Consider the following 17,160-nt stretch of genomic DNA (forward strand, 5'->3'; position numbering starts at 1 on the left):
CGTACCAATGACAGTCATACGATGGTGGGACTGATTCGGAAAAAGGACTCTAAGCGAACCCGAGCTCGCTACACTCGCCGCACCCAGCGCCGGGTGCCGGGGCTACACTCCCGCGCCGCGCCCCGTGATCCTCACGGAGCCGTCCAGGCACCACTCCAGTACGGCGGGCCAGGAGCCGTAACCGGCGTCCAGGTCGAGGTGGGCGCCTCCGGGGACGATGTCGGCCGGAATGCCGAGGGGATCGCCGAAGACGGCACGGGCGCCCTCCGGGCAGTACGGGTCGTCGTCGCCCGCGACGAGACGGGTGGGGCCCGGCAGCGCCAGCCCGTCGAGGGGCGGCGCGGCGAAGGCGCGGACCTGCGGATACCGGGCGAGGACGGAGCCGGACGGCGGGGAGACCAGCAGCACCCGGTCCACGTCGAGGCCCTCGGTCCCGCGCGCGACGGCGTGCAGCCACAGCACGGCGGACGCGCTGTGGGCGACGACGACCCGCTCCCCGTCCCGCGGCAGAGCGCCCAGATGACGGGCCAGTTCCGCCAGCCACACCTCCAGGTCGGGGTCGTCGGGGTCGGGGAGCTGCGGATACGCGACGTGGTGACCCAGCTCGGTGAGCCGGTCGGCCAGCCAGTGCTCCCAGTGGTCCTTGGGGCGGCGGTTCTGCCAGCCGTGGAGGATGAGACAGGCGTTCATACGGTGATCTTTTCGGACCATCACTCACCAGGTCCAGTTAATCTTTCTCGATGGAACGGATAAGCGAGACCTTTGCGATCGACCTGCGTCGCCTGACCGTGCTGCGGGAGCTCCAGCGCCGGGGCAGCCTGGCCAGGACGGCTCAGTCGCTGCACCTGACGCCGTCGGCGGTCTCGCAGCAGATCGCCGCGCTGGCCCGCGAGGTGGGCGCGCCGCTGACGGAACGCGACGGCCGGGGCGTACGGCTGACGGGCCAGGCACGCGTCCTGCTGGCCCACGCCGACGTCATCGCCGCCCAACTGGAGCGGGCCCGCGCCGACTTGGCCGCGTACGGGGAGGGCGGCCGCGGGCAGGTCACCATCGGCTGCTTCTCCAGCGCGATCCTCGGCCTCCTGCCGACGGCGCTGAGGGCCCTGGGGGAACGCCTCCCCCATGTCCGCGTCGACGTCGTCGAGGCCGAGCCCCCGGACCTGTTCACCGCGCTCGACGCGGGCCAGGTCGACGTGGCGGTGGCCGTGGACTTCGCGGCGGCGCCCCCGCACACGGACCCCCGCTACCACCGCGCCGACCTGTTCACCGACGTCATGGATCTCGCGGTACCGGCCGGCCACCGCCTCGCGGGCCGCGACCGGGTCGCGCTGCGCGAACTGGCCGCCGAGCCCTGGATCGTCGGCGACGCGCGCAGCTGCTGCGGCGCGGTCGCCCGCTCGGTCTGCGCGGCGGCCGGGTTCACCCCGGACATCCGGCACGCCGTGAACGACTGGGGCGCGCTGGCGGCCCTGGTGGAGGCGGGCCTGGGGGTCGCCCTGGTCCCCCGGCTCGTCCGCGAGCTGTACGCCCACCGCCGACTGGCCCTGCTGACGACGCGGGGCGCACCGCCGTCGCGGAACGTCTTCGCAGCCGTGCGCACGGGTTCAGAGGGGGATCCGGTGCTGACGGCGGTGCGCGATCAGCTGCGCCTGGCTGCCGCGGAGCCGGCCGGCTGAGGACGCGGACGCACCGCCCCGTGCCGCTCGGGTCGCCGATCCGCCGCGTCCGGGCCGGGGCCCGCTGCCGGAGGGGACGTCGAGGTCCCCCTCGGCCACCACGCCCCGTCGGCCACCCCCGCCCCGACTTGCGGAATGCCGGCGTTTTCGGGGAACCCGTCCCGGCCCGGCCCCGTCCAACGCACGCACTGCCGGATGAGTCCCCGCGCCGCGGTGTCGGCCTCGCTGCCGGCAGCGATCGCTGACCACCCTCTCCGCCGCACGCGGCCGGCAGCACGCCGTCATCGGCGCGCCCCCACACAGCGCCGATGACGGCCCCCTCGGCCGTTGCCGTGCGCTCCCTTGACTGGCAGAAACTTCCCGGATATTGGTGACTCCTTGGAAGTTTCCTTCAGCGTTCTCCTCCGGAAGGAGCGCACGTGCACGACGCCGGCACGGGAAGCACCGCGAGCCCCTCCAGACGTACGGTCCTCGCAGCCACCGCGGGCCTGACCGCGGCCCTCGCCCTCACCCCGGACACCGCCCGCGCCGTCGGGCACGACGACAAGCCGCTACGGGCGCTGATCGCCCGTATGACGCTCGAAGAGAAGGTCGGCCAGCTCTTCGTGATGCGGGTGTACGGCCACTCCGCCACCGACCCCGACCAGGCCGACGTCGACGCCAACCTCAAGGAGATCGGCGTACGGACGGCCGCCGAGCTGATCGCCAGGTACCGCGTGGGCGGCATCATCTACTTCACCTGGGCCCACAACACCCGTGACCCGCACCAGATCGCGGACCTCTCGAACGGGATCCAGAAGGCGTCCCTCGACCTGCCGCGCGGGCTGCCGGTGCTCATCGCCACGGACCAGGAGCACGGGATAGTGGCACGCGTGGGCAGGCCCGCCACCCTCTTCCCTGGCGCCATGGCCATCGGCGCGGGAGGCTCCCGCTCCGACGCCCGGACGCTCGGCCGGATCGCCGGCGCCGAGCTGCGCGCCCTCGGCATCCGCCAGGACTACTCGCCCGACGCCGACGTGAACGTCAACCCGGCCAACCCGGTCATCGGCGTCCGCTCCTTCGGCGCCGACCCGGACGCGGTGGCGGGCCTGGTGGCGGCCGAGGTGTCCGGCTACCAGCGCTCCGGCGTCGCGGCGACCGCCAAGCACTTCCCCGGCCACGGCGACACCGCCGTCGACAGCCACTTCGGCTTCCCCGTCATCACGCACAGCCGCGAGCTGTGGGAGACGCTGGACGCGGTGCCGTTCCGGGCCGCGATCCGCGCCGGGATCGACTCGGTCATGACCGCGCACATCATGGTCCCCGCCCTCGACGACTCGGGCGATCCGGCGACGCTCTCGCGCCCGATCCTCACCGGCATCCTGCGCGAGGAGCTCGGCTACGACGGGGTCGTGGTGACGGACTCGCTCGGCATGGAGGGCGTGCGCCAGAAGTACGGCAACGACCGCGTGCCCGTGCTCGCCCTGAAGGCGGGCGCCGACCAGCTGCTCAACCCGCCCTCCCTGGACGTCGCGTGGAACGCGGTGCTCCAGGCCGTGCGGGGCGGGGAGCTGACGGAGGCACGGCTCGACGAGTCGCTCCTGCGCATCCTGCGTCTGAAGGCGAAGCTCGGGCTGCTCGACCGGCCGTACGTCGCCTCCGGCGGTGTCGACCGGACCGTCGGCACCCCCGCGCACCTGCGCGCGGCGGACCGCGTCGCGGACCGCACGACCACGCTGCTCGTCAACGCGCGGGGCCTGCTGCCGCTGTCGCGCCGTACCCACCCGCGGCTGCTGGTCGTGGGCGCCGACCCGGCGTCGCCGTCCGGCACCGACGGGCCGCCCACCACCGTGCTCGCGAACGCCCTGACCGGGCTGGGCTTCACGGCCACCGCGCTGTCCACCGGCACCGCACCGTCGGAGGCGGCGATCGCCCGGGCGGTGACGGCGGCGGGGGACGCGGACGCGGTGGTCGTGGGGACGTACAACGTGGGCGCGGCCAGCCCCCAGCGGACGCTGGTGGACCGGTTGCTCGCCACGGGGAAACCGGTGATCGCGGTCGCCGTCCGCAACCCCTACGACGTGGCCCGGCTGCCCGAGGTGGACGCCTGCCTGGCCTCCTACTCATGGACGGACGTCGAACTGCGCGCGGCCGCGCGGGTGATCGCGGGGCGGGTGAGACCGCGCGGGAGGCTGCCGGTGCCGGTGCAGCGTGCGGACGACCCGGCACAGGTGCTGTACCCCATCGGGTACGGGCTGTCGTACTAGCGGTACGCCCGGGGCGGCGCGTCGGGCCCCCAGGAGTCGCAAAGCACCCGCATCGTCTGGCGTGGGCCGTGTCCGCCGGTCACGCTGGACGCGGGGTGGACCGGGGGGTTCGCGATGCGAGGGACACGGGCGCTGCTGGGTGCGCTGGGGGCGGTCGCGCTGGGGGTGGCGGGGCTGTCCGGATGCCGGGCGCCGTCGGGGGCGGCCCGGGACCGGCCGGCCGGGGCCGCCGTGTCGTCGTCCTGGTACGGGGCCGAGTTCCTCGCGGTCGGCGAGTGCGGCTCCTTCGGGACGACGAACTCCACGGAAGTGCCGTGCACCAGCGAGCGGGCCGCGGCCCGGGTCGTCGCGCGCTACGACGGGAACCCCTCGAACGGCCCCGCCTGCCCCGCCACCACGGACTTCGTCCTGCACATCACCGAGCCGGGACCGGCGGCGGACGAGGACGGGGACGGGGCGGTGGCGCAGGGCTACGCGTGTATGCGGAACCTGGAGCCGCCGCACCCGGGCGACCCCGGCGGCGGGGGCGGACCGCGCACCGTCGTCGGGGACTGCGTGTACGGCGCGGGCCGGGGCGAGGTCCGCGAGACGTCCTGCGCCGGCAGGGGCGCTCACGCGCCGGAGTACAAGGTGACGTCGGCCGTCCGGCGCCGCGCGCAGTGCCCCTCGTCCACGGTGCTGTACGTCCAGCTCGGCGGGGACCGGCCGGTGGGCTGCGCCCGGCGGGTCTGAGCCCCCGCCGGGCGCAGCCCGGTGTTCACGGCCTGAGGGCCGGCTCGCGCTCCACGTCGCGGCGGTCCAGGCGCGCGTCGTACGCGGCCAGCGGCCTGGCCGCCGACGGGTCGGACCGCACCGCCGGGGACGCCACGCCCGCCCAGTCGAGGATGCGGGCCGTGGCCAGCGCCTTCTCGTCGGGCACTAGCCGCGCCACGTTCGCGCCGTGGTTGAGTCCCGGGGCCGTGAAGACGAAGGAGTCGCGGGCGCCCGCGCCGAGCCGGAAGCGTTCCGCGCCCCATGGGTCGTTCTGGCCGTACACGAACAGCATGCGGTGCGCGTGGTGCCTGACCCAGGTGTCCACGTCCCGCATCGCCCATGGCTGGAACCTCATGGGGATGGAGCGCGGCACGAAGTTCCGGGGCGGCTGGTAGCCGTATCGGATGTACCGCTTCTCGATGTACGGGAAGTGGATCGTCGGCGCGCCCAGCTGCGTGCCCGCCTGGTAGTAGTACGGCGTGTACGGCTCCAGGCCCTGGTCGGTGTAGAAGGAGAAGCCGGAGATCGTGTCGACGGAGTTCCAGATCTCGTCGTCGGTGGCGTTCTTCGCGTCCGCCGGGACGGTGTCGCAGTCCGACAGGAGGCTGTACTGCCAGAAGCCCCACACGTAGTCCAGGACGACCGCCTCGTACGCCCGGTCCAGGCCGCCGATCGTGTCGAAGGTGTAGGCGTTGTCGGCCGCGTACGCCGCGTACTTCTTCTCCAGCGGTTCACGCCGCACCAGCGCCTCGCGCTGCACCGCGTTCAGCCGGTCGCGGCACTCCTTGGTGCCGACCACCGCGAAGAAGCGGTCGTAGGCCGAGTCCTCGGTGTTGACGACGTCGTTGGGGGCGACGTACGCGACGACGCCGTCCATGTCGCGCGGGTAGAAGCGCTCGTAGTACGTCGCCGTCATGCCGCCCTTCGAGCCGCCCGTCGCGATCCACTTGTGGGAGTAGAGCGGCTTGAGCGCCTCGTAGATGCGGTGCTGGTCGCTCGCCGCCTGCCAGATGTCGAGCGTGGACCAGTCGGCCGGGGCGGGACGGGACGGCGTGAAGAAGCGGTACTCCATCGAGACCTGGTTGCCGTCCACGATCTGGGTGGGTTCGCGGCGGCCGGGTGTCGTGGAGACGTTGTAGCCGCCGGTGTAGAACACCGTGGGGCGTGAGACGTCCTTGTGGAGCACGGTGATCCGCTGCTGGAACGTGCCCTTCGACGGATGCCGGTGGTCGATCGGCTGGGTGTAGTTCAGGACGAAGAAGCGGTAACCGGTGTAGGGCTTCTCCTGGACCAGGCTCATGCCCGGGATCGCGAGCAGCCGGTCCTTGATGTCGCTCGGCTCCTGCTGGGAGGCGGTGGCCTCCCCGGCGGTACCGACGGTGCCGATGAGCACCATGAGCGCCAGCAGCCATCTGAGCGCCTTGCGCATGCACCCTCCCCTGTGTACACGGATGTCCGCCGGAACCTAGCGGAGCAACTGCCGTCACACCAGGGGACGTTGGGAACCCGCCCGGGCAGGAACGGGGGTTGGGCCCCCGGGCCGGCGCTCCCTCAGCACAGGAACCATCCCGAACTGACCGACGCCGAGCCCACCGAGCCCCTCACCCGCACGCACCGGTGCCCGGCGTGCACGGTCACGGGCCCGGCGTGATGCAGGTACGCCCCGGTGTCGCTCACGGGACGGCTGCCCCGCGCCTGCACACTGACCGACATGGACCTGCGGCCGGACGTCCGCTTCACGACGGTCACCGCGCACACATAGCCGTCGCGCTTGTAGACCTGCACCGAGCCGGCCGAGAACGGAAGCGTACGGACCTTGCGTCCCGAACAGTAGGCGGCCGCCTGCGCGTCGCCGGGGCCCGCCACCGCGAGCAGCCCTCCCGCCGTCAGCACGGCCAGGCCGAGCGCCAGGCGCCGGCGTATCGCACCACTGTTCACTGTCGTCCCTCCCCGCGCATCGACGTACTGATGTACGGACGCCTGCCGTACGCCGGATGGTTGCGTCGCGCGGGTCCGCCCGGGGCGGTTCAGGCCGTGGAGCCCACCGTCTCCTCCGGCTCCGGCTCCCCGGCGAACGTCCGCCACAGCCGCGCGTACCGGCCGCCCCGGCCCAGCAGTTCCTCGTGCGTGCCGTCCTCGACGACGCGGCCGTGGTGCATGACCACGACCCGGTCCGCGCGGGCGGCCGTCGTCAGCCGGTGGGCGACCACCAGCGTGGTACGGCGGCGGGCGAGGCGGTCCGTGGCCCGGTTGACCTGCGCCTCGGTGGCCAGGTCGAGCGCGGCGGTCGCCTCGTCCAGCAGCAGGACGTCGGGCCCGACCAGCTCGGCACGTGCCAGGGCGATCAACTGCCGTTGCCCGGCGGACAGGTTGCGGCCGCGCTCGGCGACCTCGTGCAGATAGCCGCCGTCGAGCGTGGCGATCATGTCGTGCGCGCCGACCGCCCGCGCCGCGGCCTCCACCTCGGCGTCGGACGCGTCCGGGCGCCCGTACGCGATGGCGTCCCGGACGGTCCCCGCGAACAGGTACGCCTCCTGCGGCACGACGCCGAGCCGGTGCCGGTACGAGGTCAGGTCGAGGGACCGCAGATCGGTGCCGTCGACGAGCACCCGCCCGCGCGTGGGGTCGTAGAACCGTGCCACCAGCTTGACCAGGGTCGACTTGCCCGCGCCGGTCTCGCCGACGAAGGCGACCGTCTGCCCGGCCGGGACCACCAGGTCGATGCCGCGGAGGGCCTCTTCGTCGTCGCCGTAGGCGAAGTGGACGTCCTCGAAGGCGATGTCGCCGCGCAGCGACGGCACCGGGAGCGGTTCGTCGGCGGTCTTCGTCGAGGTCGGCTCCCGGAGCAGTTCCTGGATGCGGCCGAGCGACACCGTGGCCTGCTGGTAGCCGTCGAAGACCTGCGACAGCTGCTGCACCGGCGCGAAGAACAGGTCGATGTACAGCAGGTACGCGACCAGCGCACCGGTCGTCAGCGTCCCGCCGTCCACCCGGTGCGCGCCCACGATCAGGACGGCCGCGGCGGCCACCGACGACAGCAGCTGCACGAAGGGGAAGTACACGGAGATCAGCCACTGGCCGCGGATGCGTGCCCGGCGGTAGCTGTCGCTGCCCTCGCCGAACCGCCGCCGGCCGTCCCGCTCACGCCGGAACGCCTGCAGGATCCGCAGCCCGGACACCGACTCCTGGAGGTCCGCGTTGACCACCGACACGCGTTCCCGGGCGAGTTCGTACGCCTTCACGCTCGCGCGGCGGAAGAAGACGGTCGCCACGGCCAGCGGCGGCAGGGTGGCGAAGACGACGAGCGCGAGCTGCAGGTCGATCACGAGCAGCACGGCCATGATGCCGAAGAAGGTGACGACGGAGACGAAGGCGGTGACGAGCCCGGTCTGCAGGAACGTCGACAGCGCGTCCACGTCGGTCGTCATCCGGGTCATGATCCGGCCCGTCAGCTCCCGCTCGTAGTAGTCGAGTCCGAGCCGCTGGAGCTGGGCGAAGATCTTCAGCCGGAGCGAGTAGAGGACCCGTTCGCCGGTCCGGCCGGTCATGCGCGTCTCGCCGATCTGCGCCGCCCACTGCAGAAGGACGGCGAGCAGTGCGAGCAGGGACGCGGACCACACCGCGCCGAGGGCGAGCCGGGAGACGCCCTGGTCGATGCCGTGCCGGATCAGGATCGGCAGCAGCAGGCCCATGCCCGCGTCGACGGCGACGAGGGCGAGGCCGGCCAGCAGCGGCAGGCCGAAACCGCGCAGCAGCCGGGTGAGGCCGTACGACTCCTCCGGCCGGACCGCGCGGGCCTCGTCGACACCGGGGGTGTCGGTGGCCGGGGGCAGCTTCTCGACCTGGGCGAGGAGTTCGGGGGTGGCCGGGGTCCCGGCCAGCGCGTGGTCCTTGGGCTCGCGGTCGCCGGTCCACAGACGCGGGGTGACGCCGCGCTCGGCGTCGAACTCGGCGTCCAGCTCCTCGCGGACGCTCGTGTCCTCCTGCGGGGACGCGGCCGGGGCGTGGCCCGGGGAGACGCCGCCGAGTTCGTCCGGGTCGGTGAGCAGCCGCCGGTACAGGGCGGAGCGCGCCTGGAGTTCCTCGTGCGTGCCGATGTCGGCGAGGCGGCCGCCGTCGAGGACCGCGATGCGGTCGGCCAGATTGAGGGTGGAGCGGCGGTGGGCGATCAGCAGGGTGGTGCGGCCCTCCATGACCTGCTTCAGCGCCTCGTGGATCTCGTGCTCGACCCTGGCGTCCACCGCGGAGGTCGCGTCGTCGAGGACCAGCAGCCGCGGGTCGGTGAGGATCGCGCGGGCCAGGGCGATGCGCTGGCGCTGGCCGCCGGACAGGGTCAGGCCGTGCTCGCCGACCTTGGTGGCGTACCCGTCGGGCAGTTCCGCGATGAAGCGGTCGGCCTGGGCGGCGCGGGCGGCCTTCTCGATCTGCTCGTCGGTGGCGTCGGGACGGCCGTAGGCGATGTTGTCGCGGACCGTGTCGGAGAAGAGGAAGGAGTCCTCGGGGACGAGGCCGATGGCGGCGCGCAGCGACTCCAGCGTCAGTTCGCGCACGTCGTGGCCGCCGACGAGGACGGCCCCGTGGGTGACGTCGTAGAAGCGGGGCAGCAGGAGCGAGACCGTCGACTTGCCGGAGCCGGAGGAGCCGACGACGGCGAGGGTCTCGCCGGCGCGGATCTCGAAGGAGAGACCGTCGAGGACCGGGCTCCTGCCCTGTGCGGTGCCCTGGTACGCGAAGGAGACGTCGTCGAACTCGACGGTCGCGGGCGCGTCGGCCGGCAGTTCCCGGGTGCCGTCCCGCAGCGACGGCTCGGTGTCGATCAGCTCCAGGACGCGCTCGGTGCTCGCGCGTGCCTGCTGGCCGACGGTGAGGACCACGGCGAGCATCCGCACGGGGCCGACGAGCTGGGCGAGGTAGGAGGAGAAGGCGACGAACGTGCCGAGCGTGATGTGCCCGCGCACCGCGAGCCAGCCGCCGAGCGCGAGCATGGCGACCTGGCCGAGTGCGGGCACGGCCTGGAGGGCCGGGGTGTACGTGGCGTTCAGCCGGATGGTGCGCAGCCGGCCCGCGAACAGCCGGCTCCCGACCTCCCGGAGCTTCCCGGTCTCCTGTTCCTCCTGTCCGAAGCCCTTCACCACCCGGACGCCGGTGACGGCACCGTCGACCACGGTCGCCACGGCGGCCGCCTGGGCCTGTGCGTACCAGGTGGCCGGGTGCAGCCGGGTGCGGCTTCGCTTGGCGACGAACCAGAGGGCGGGCGCGACGGCCAGCGCGACCAGCGTCAGCGGCAGCGACAGCCAGGCCATGATCACCAGGGAGATCAGGAAGAGGAGGACGTTCCCGATGGTCATCGGGAGCATGAAGAGAAGGCCCTGGATCAGCTGGAGGTCGCTGGTGGCACGGCCCACCACCTGCCCCGTGGACAGCTCGTCCTGGCGGCGCCCGTCGAGCCGGGTGATCGTCCCGTACATCTCCGTGCGGAGGTCGTGCTGGACGTCGAGGGCGAGCCGGCCGCCGTAGTAGCGGCGGATGTAGGTGAGGGCGTAGACGAGGACGGCCGCGCCGACCAGGGCACCGGCCCAGGGCGCCATGGACCGGGTGTGGCCGGTGACGACATCGTCGATGATCACCTTGGTGATCAGCGGGACGACCGCCAGGACGGCCATGCCGCCGAGCGAGGACCCGAGCGCGAGCAGGACGTCCTTCGGATACCGCCACCCGTACGCGGCCAGCCGTCGTGCCCAGCCCGGTTTCTCCCCCTCGTGCGCTGCCACGCCGGTCCCTTCCTGCCGTCCCTGCCGTCCTGATCTTCCTCAAGGCACCAACGCGGGCCAGGGCGGATTTCATCCCGCAACAGTCCGGCGAGACCTGACCGGCCGACGGCCAGTGACGTTTCTGCGGTGAAGGTCCTGAGCCGACCGGGTGAGTAAAGGCTTCGTACAGGAATGGATTCCAAAAGGTATAGACATACTCCAGGAAAGGTAAAATCCCCAGATGGGAAGGGTGGACGGTGTCCTACGGAAACCGGCTGCGGCAGCGGATCGCCGCACAGGGAACCACACCGCTGATCGGTGTCTACGACATGTACTCGGCCTCGGTCGCGGCCGAGCACTACGACGGAATGTTCGTGTCCGGGTTCGGGTTCGCGGCATCGCACTACGGCCTGCCGGACATCGGCTTCATCGCCTGGCCGGACATGGTGGCGTTCGTCCAGCGCCTCAGGGGCGCGTTCCCCCGCCACCATCTCCTCGTCGACATCGACGACGGGTACGCGGACCCCGAGGTGGCCTGCCACGTGGTCGGGACACTGGAGCGGGCCGGGGCCTCCGGGGTGATCCTCGAGGACCAGAAGCGGCCGCGCCGGTGCGGGCACGCCGACGGCAAGCGGATCCTGCCGCTGCCCGAGTACCTCGACAAGCTGGAGATGGTGCTGGCGACGCGCCGTGACCTGGTGGTGGTCGCCCGCACGGACGCCACAAAGGAGGAGGACATCCTGAACCGGGCCAAGGCGCTGGCCGCGACCGACGCCGACGTGCTGCTCGTCGACGGAGTGCGCAGCGTCGAGTGGATCCGGCGGATCCGGGACGTGATCGGGGACAAGCCGCTGCTGTTCAACCAGATCGCCGGCGGCAAGTCACCGCGGCTGTCGCTGACCGAGCTGTCCGAACTCGGCGTGGACGTCGCGATCTACAGCACTCCGTGCCTGTTCGCCGCCCACGAGGCGATGGACTCGGCGCTGGCCGACCTGAAGGTGGCCGACGGACGGCTTCCGGCCGTGGACCGGCCGGGCGGGGTCGGCGTCGCCGTCTCCACCAAGCTGCTGGAGCGGAACATCGCGCGCCTGCGGCCGCAGCGGGCGGGCGTGGCCGGATGACCGGCCGGGTCCGGCGCACCCGGGCCGCCCTGTCCCTGGCGGCGGTCCTGCTGGGCGCCGCGGCGCCCGCCTCGGTCGCGGACGACAGCCTGGTCACCGTGCTCGACAACTCCCAGGCCGACTCGATCCTGGAGGTCGACCGGACGGCCGACCTCCAGGCCGGCAGCGGCACCGCCGGCAGCGACCACGACGGCAGCGCGGTCGACGTGGTGGAGGCGCTCGTCGCCGCCGGAGCGGACCGCGGCGATGGGGACGGCCGCTGAACGACCGGTGCCGGAGGCGCGGCGCACGGCCGGCCGGGTGCGGTCCGCGCCCGGCCGGCCGTGCCCGGGCCGCGTCAGCTCGCGGGGACCGCCGGGAACGCCTCGCGCGGCGAACCCGTGGGAATGTACGTGCTGGTGGCGCTGGTCGTCGGCACGAGGTCCCGGTGGATGGCCCTGGCGACGTTCTGGATGGTGGTGACGCCATAGCTCATGGTGCTGTTGCCGTGCGTGAGCACGGTGATCATGTAGTCGTGGCCGCGGCCGTTGAACGTGCCGACGCTGTGCACGCGCCAGCCGTAGGTGGACCGCTGCAGCCAGCCGTTCTTCACGTGCACGGCGACACCGGAGGGCGTACCCGCCGGGGTGCCCCAGCGCTGCGAGGAGATGACCTTCCCCATCAGCTTCAGGATGTACGCGCGGGAGTTGTCGCTCAGCACCGGGTTCTCGGCGGTGATCAGCTTGAGCAGCTTCTGCTCGTCCTGCACGGTGATCTGGGTCAGGCCCCAGTAGCCGTCGGCGCCCGGCTTGGTCCGGGTCATGCCGGCGGCGGCGAGGAAGCCCTTGATCTTCGTCAGGCCGAGCTGCTTCCACAGCGCGCTGGTGGCGCTGTTGTCCGACTTGGTGATCATGGCCGTGGCGAGGCTCGCCTCACGGCTCGTCAGATAGCGGTTGTGCTTCTTGGCGTCCCACAGCAGCGTGGCGAGCACGGTGACCTTGACGACGCTGGCCGAGTCGTAGGCGGAGGTGGCGCGCAGCGAGCACGTCGTGTCGGTGGAGCGGTCGTAGAGGCCGACCGCGATCGTGCCCTTGCGGCCGGCGAGGGCCGCGGTGATGTCCTTCTGCAGTTTCGCGGCCAGCCCCGCCTTCCCCGATGTGCAGCTGACCGTCGGTGTCGCGGCGGCCGCGGGCGTGGCGGCCACCGCGAACGGTATGAGCAGTCCGGCACCTAGGCCCGCGCAGAGCACCCGGGCACGCCGGGGCATCCGGTGAGTCATGGAAGTCCTCATCCCCCTTGGGTGGAGTCGGACGTGCTCCCGGCACGTCCGCTCTCTTGACGCGCGGACACCGGTGAAAGGTTGTACCGGAACACAGGGGCGGCACGCTCCTCCCCTACGTCCGCGCGTCGCTGCGGCCGGGGCCCCGTGCCCCGGCGGTGGCCCCGCCCGTCTTCGCGGCGCGTGCCGGATGCGATGCGAACCGCGCCACCGCGCGCGGGCGGGCGACGGGCAACCGGTCCTCGGGCGCTGCCGCCGGTTGCAGCCGGACGACGGCGTCGATGCCGCCGCCGGGCGCCTCCTGGAGCGTGATGTCGCCGCCCCCCGCCCTGGCGAGCCGGCGCACGATGGGCAGCCCCAGGCCGGAGCCGTCGCTGTGGGTGCCGGGGGCCCGCCAGAACCGGTCGAAGGCGCGTTCCCGCTCGGTCGCCGACATGCCGTGGCCCTGGTCGACGACGTGCAGTTCGGCGGTGTGCCGGGTACGGCGCCCCGCCAGGGTGATGGAGGTGCCGGGCGGCGCGACACGCAGGGCGTTGGCCAGCAGGTTGTCGACGATCTGCTCCAAGGCGCCGGAGACGGCCACCACCGGGCCGACGGGCTGCCCGGCGACGGCGATGTACACCTGCTGCTCGGCCGCGAAGGGGGCCCACATGGCGGCGCGGTCGGCGATGACGGCGTCGAGGTCGACCGGCTCCGGGGTGGTGGCGCTGTTCTCCAGCCGGGCGAGGGCCAGCAGCCCGTGGATCATGCGGTCGAGGCGCTCCACCTCGCCGATGGCCTCGTCCAGGCTGTCGTGGGCGCGCGGATCGAGGTACGGCTCGAAGTTCTCCAACCGCAGACGCAGGGCCGTGAGCGGGGTCTTGAGCTGGTGCGAGGCCTCGGAGGCGAAGGACCTCTGGGTCTGCAGCAGATGGTGGAGCCGGGTGGCGGTACGGGTGAACGTCGCGGCCAGCCGGCGAAGTTCGGGAGGGCCGTCGTCGGTGACCGGCGTCTGCGCGAGGTGGCCGTCGGCGAGCTGTGCGGCGGCGCGTTCCAGGGCGAGTACCGGGCGGGTGATCCAGCGGGTGAGGGCGAGCGCCGTCAGCGCCGCGGCGGCCAGGACACAGGCCCCGCCGATGGCGAGGGCGAGCCAGACCTCGTGGATGCGCCCCCGTACGGGTCCCAGCGGGTAGCTCAGGCGCAGTGCGCCGTGCACCGAAGTGCCCGACCAGGCGGGCATGGTGGCGTAGAACTCCTCGGCGCCGCCGGGGTCGCGACGGGTGCCGGTGGCCGACCGGTCACGCAGGGCGGAGGCGATGTCGGGCTCCCTGGACAGGTCGCGCCCCAGACCGGCGGACGCGCCGGAGTCGGCGAGCACGGTGCCCTTCCGGTCCACGACGACGACACGGCCGCCGGAGCGGTGCGCGTAGTCGGCGGCCAGGCCCGGGAGCATGTCGGTGGAGTGGGCGTCGATGATCTCCTCGGCGAGTTCCGCCAGCATCACCGCGTCACGGTCGACGGCACCGGTGAAGCGGTTCAGTTCCCCTCGCGCGTACACGTATCCGAGCGGAAGCTCCAGGGCGAGCAGGGCCAGCAGCACCAGGCTCAGGTAACTGACCAGCAGACGGCGGGTCACGGGGAGCCGCCCGCCGGGTCCGCGAGGCGGAACCCCACACCGCGTACGGTCTCGATCCACCCCGGGTCGCCGAGCTTGCGGCGGAGCGCGGCCACGTGCACGTCCAGGGTCCTGGTCGGGCCGAAGTAGTGCGGGTCCCACACGGCGTCCATGATCTGCTGCCGCGAGCAGAGCGCCCCCGGGTCCTGCGCGAGGTACTCCAGCACACCGAACTCCTTGGGGGCCAGGGCGATCGGCTGACCGTGGAGTTCCACGCGGTGGGTCCGGCGGTCGATGGTCATGGCCCCGATGCGCTGGGCGCTGTCGGCCCGGCCCGTCCACGGGACGGGCACGGCCGACGGCCCGGCCACCGCGCCGGAGGCGGCACCGCCCTGACCGCCCGCGGCCGCCGCGACGGCCCGGGTGCGCCGGGTGACGGCACGGATGCGGGCGACCAGCTCCCGTACCCCGAAGGGCTTGGAAAGGTAGTCGTCCGCGCCGAGTTCCAGGCCGACGACGCGGTCGGCCTCGTCGGTCCGCGCCGTGATCATGATGATGGGGACCTCGGAGCGGGAGCGCAGCGCCTTGCAGACGTCGATGCCGTCCATGTCGGGCAGGCCGAGGTCCAGCAGGACGAGATCCGCAGCGGCCGCGGCGAGCGCGGCGGCCCCTGTGCGGGCCAGCTCCACGGCGAATCCGTAGCGGCCCAGGCCCTCGATCAGCGGACCGGCGATCCGGTCGTCGTCCTCGACGAGCAGAAGCCGCACGGCGTCAGGCCGGCACGGGTCCGCGTCGGCCGGCGGGGGATTCACAGCGATCATGGAACATGCCTGTCTGCCTCGGTGAGTCGGTCGGTGCGGTCACGCGCTCTCTTCCTGCTCCTCCTCGTGTCCGTGAGCCTCGTCGTCCGGCCGGCTCGGGGAGGGGCGGACGCTCAGTTGCCGGACACGGGTCTCCAGGGCGTACTGGGTCACGGGGCCGTACACCCCCGGCGCCTCGCTGCTGATCCCGGCCGTGCTCTGGAAGCGGGCGACCGCGCGGGCGACACCGGCGTCGAAGCGGCCGTCGGTCTCGCCGCTGCCGGCCCCGTACAGGCCGGGTATCCGGTGCAGGAGTGACTGGAGTTGCCGCACCCGCGGCCCGGTGTCCCCTTCGCGGAGCACCCCGCCGTCCGTCGCCGTGGGCGAACCACCGGACCCGGCCGGAGGCTGCGCCGACGGCCTCGCGGTGGCGGACGGGGCCGGCGAGGGACCGGCGAAACCGGTGGGCAGACTGATCGGTACGGTCCCCGGGCCCTGGGGATCGCCGGACGAGAGCGAGAAGCTGCTGCCGAAGAGCGACATGGCGAACAGGAAGCCGCCCACCGCGAGCAGTGCGACGACGGCGCCGATGACGGCCTTCGGCTTGTCCCTCAGCCCGCGCCGGACGGCCGCGTGGCCCCGCCGGGGCGCGGGCTGCAGCCAGTGGACACCGGTCACGTCGGGGTCCGCGGCGACCGCGGGGCCGATGCCACGGGAGCCCTGGGACGACGGTGCCGGCGTCTGGAGCGGGTTGCGCGCCTGCTTGAGCACCACGGGACTCCTCCTCGGTGTTCAGGTGAGCGGCCGCCTCCTGACCACACCTCGTTCCACGGCGCGGCCCCGCAGCAGCCGGTCCGTGGCGTGTCCACGGGCCAGAAGTGCGGACAACTGTAGAGGCTGATGGTGCATGACAAATGCGGAACGGCAGCAAGTGGCGCCGATTCGGGGCCCGGTGGGCCGTCGGTGACGCCCCGGGGCGGCCGCGTCCCCGGCCGCCCCGGACTCGCTCCTGTGCTGCCCTATGCCTTCGCCGCGTCGATGGCGGACTGCAGCGACTTCTTGTAGGAGCCGGTGGTGTACGTCGCGCCGGACACACTGTCGATGGTCGCGCTCTGCGCCGCCAGCGCCTCCTTGCGCAGGGTCGGTATGGCCCGGGCGTTGATCTGGGCGGTCGTCGCGGGTGTGGTGGGGTACGTGGCGGCGACTTCGGTGATCTTGCCGCCGGAGACGGTGATGGTGGTCTGGATGGTGCCGTACTGGTTCGTCGAGGCAGCGCCCTTGAAGGTGCCGTCCCGCAGACCGGTACCGGGCTTGGACGGCGCGGGCGGAGTGCCCGGCTTCGACGGCGCGGGCGGAGTGGCGGGCGCGGACGGCGCGGGCGCGGAGGGGGAGGCGCAGGAGCAGGGAGGCGGCGTGGACGGGGCGGGGCAGGAGGGAGCCGCCGGGCCGGTGGACGTACCGCCGGTGCCGTCGCCCGGCGTACCGGGGCCCTGCCCGCCGCCGCCCCGGCCGTCGTCGTCCCCGTCGCCGTCCTGCTCGCCCGCCTCCGGCTCGCCCGCTCGGCCGTCTTCCGTGGCCCTGCTGCGTTCATCGTTGCTCTTGGCACCGGTGCCGGTGCGTTGGCCGTCGCTCCCCGCGCCGGTGCCGGTGCGTTCGTCGTCGTCGGCGCGGCGCTCGTCGTCGTCCCCGTCCTCGCCGCGCCAGTCGACGGGTGCGGCGGGTATCGCTCGGCCGGCGGCGTTCCTGAACGTCGCCGGGCAGGGTGGTGCCGCGGGCGCGGGGTCGGCGGGGGCGGCGTTCGCGGGCGCTCCGCCGGCCGCGGGCGGCTCGCTGGTGACGGTGGTGGTGGATCCCACCGGGGCGATGCCCAGCTTCAGTGCGGTCAGCAGTGCGGTTCCGGCGACGGTGCCCGTGATCGCGACGATGGACTTGCGCATGGTGATCCTCCAGAGATGGGAGCGG

General features: G+C 73.1%; 14 protein-coding genes. 5 read left to right on the top strand and 9 right to left on the bottom strand.

Features of this window, described 5'->3' with window-relative positions:
- Positions 1–102: 102 nt before the first annotated feature.
- A complete protein-coding gene (locus ACZ79I_RS14590) occupies positions 103–690 on the bottom strand; it encodes an RBBP9/YdeN family alpha/beta hydrolase (protein WP_471497630.1) in 588 nt (195 codons plus the stop codon).
- Positions 691–740: 50 nt separating this feature from the next.
- Here ACZ79I_RS14590 and ACZ79I_RS14595 point away from each other — a divergent pair, with 50 nt between their 5' ends.
- The 3 genes from ACZ79I_RS14595 to ACZ79I_RS14605 all read left to right on the top strand — a co-directional run bounded on the left by ACZ79I_RS14595 (position 741) and on the right by ACZ79I_RS14605 (position 4,654).
- A complete protein-coding gene (locus tag ACZ79I_RS14595) occupies positions 741–1,676 on the top strand; it encodes a LysR family transcriptional regulator (RefSeq protein WP_471497632.1) in 936 nt (311 codons plus the stop codon).
- Positions 1,677–2,095: 419 nt separating this feature from the next.
- Positions 2,096–3,922, top strand: coding sequence for a glycoside hydrolase family 3 protein (locus ACZ79I_RS14600; RefSeq protein WP_471497634.1), 1,827 nt, complete (start codon positions 2,096–2,098; stop codon positions 3,920–3,922).
- A 114-nt stretch (positions 3,923–4,036) separates the two neighbouring features.
- Complete coding sequence (locus ACZ79I_RS14605) at positions 4,037–4,654, top strand: hypothetical protein (RefSeq protein ID WP_471497636.1); 618 nt, start codon at positions 4,037–4,039, stop codon at positions 4,652–4,654.
- Positions 4,655–4,679: 25 nt separating this feature from the next.
- On the opposite strand, the gene ACZ79I_RS14610 is transcribed toward ACZ79I_RS14605, so the two are convergent.
- The 3 genes from ACZ79I_RS14610 to ACZ79I_RS14620 form a co-directional block, all read right to left on the bottom strand.
- Positions 4,680–6,104, bottom strand: a complete 1,425-nt coding sequence (locus ACZ79I_RS14610; protein ID WP_471497638.1) for a S28 family serine protease — start codon at positions 6,102–6,104, stop codon at positions 4,680–4,682.
- Between the two features lie 122 nt (positions 6,105–6,226).
- On the bottom strand, positions 6,227–6,613 hold the full coding sequence (locus ACZ79I_RS14615; RefSeq protein WP_471497640.1) for a hypothetical protein: 387 nt from the start codon (positions 6,611–6,613) through the stop codon (positions 6,227–6,229).
- Between the two features lie 89 nt (positions 6,614–6,702).
- Positions 6,703–10,446, bottom strand: a complete 3,744-nt coding sequence (locus ACZ79I_RS14620; protein WP_471497642.1) for an ABC transporter ATP-binding protein — start codon at positions 10,444–10,446, stop codon at positions 6,703–6,705.
- A gap of 236 nt (positions 10,447–10,682) precedes the next feature.
- Between ACZ79I_RS14620 and ACZ79I_RS14625 the strand changes: the two genes are divergently transcribed.
- Together ACZ79I_RS14625 and ACZ79I_RS14630 are read left to right on the top strand one after the other, a co-directional pair.
- On the top strand, positions 10,683–11,546 hold the full coding sequence (locus tag ACZ79I_RS14625) for an isocitrate lyase/PEP mutase family protein (protein WP_471497644.1): 864 nt from the start codon (positions 10,683–10,685) through the stop codon (positions 11,544–11,546).
- Complete coding sequence (locus ACZ79I_RS14630; protein WP_471497646.1) at positions 11,543–11,809, top strand: hypothetical protein; 267 nt, start codon at positions 11,543–11,545, stop codon at positions 11,807–11,809. The genes ACZ79I_RS14625 and ACZ79I_RS14630 overlap by 4 nt, the downstream gene beginning before the upstream one ends.
- Positions 11,810–11,883: 74 nt before the next feature.
- On the opposite strand, the gene ACZ79I_RS14635 is transcribed toward ACZ79I_RS14630, so the two are convergent.
- The 5 genes from ACZ79I_RS14635 to ACZ79I_RS14655 all read right to left on the bottom strand — a co-directional run bounded on the left by ACZ79I_RS14635 (position 11,884) and on the right by ACZ79I_RS14655 (position 17,135).
- Positions 11,884–12,804, bottom strand: coding sequence for a serine hydrolase (locus ACZ79I_RS14635; protein ID WP_471497648.1), 921 nt, complete (start codon positions 12,802–12,804; stop codon positions 11,884–11,886).
- Between the two features lie 115 nt (positions 12,805–12,919).
- Positions 12,920–14,419 (bottom strand): sensor histidine kinase, encoded by a 1,500-nt coding sequence (locus ACZ79I_RS14640; RefSeq protein WP_471497650.1) that lies wholly within the window; start codon positions 14,417–14,419, stop codon positions 12,920–12,922.
- Entirely contained in the window at positions 14,416–15,165 is a 750-nt protein-coding gene (locus ACZ79I_RS14645) for a response regulator transcription factor (protein WP_471504964.1), read from the bottom strand. The genes ACZ79I_RS14640 and ACZ79I_RS14645 overlap by 4 nt, the downstream gene beginning before the upstream one ends.
- Before the next feature lie 93 nt (positions 15,166–15,258).
- Complete coding sequence (locus tag ACZ79I_RS14650; protein ID WP_471497652.1) at positions 15,259–15,972, bottom strand: peptidoglycan-binding domain-containing protein; 714 nt, start codon at positions 15,970–15,972, stop codon at positions 15,259–15,261.
- Positions 15,973–16,217: 245 nt separating this feature from the next.
- Positions 16,218–17,135, bottom strand: coding sequence for an FMN-binding protein (locus ACZ79I_RS14655; RefSeq protein WP_471497654.1), 918 nt, complete (start codon positions 17,133–17,135; stop codon positions 16,218–16,220).
- Between the last annotated feature and the right edge of the window lie 25 nt (positions 17,136–17,160).

It is taken from the genome of Streptomyces sp. PSU-S4-23, assembly GCF_055632315.1.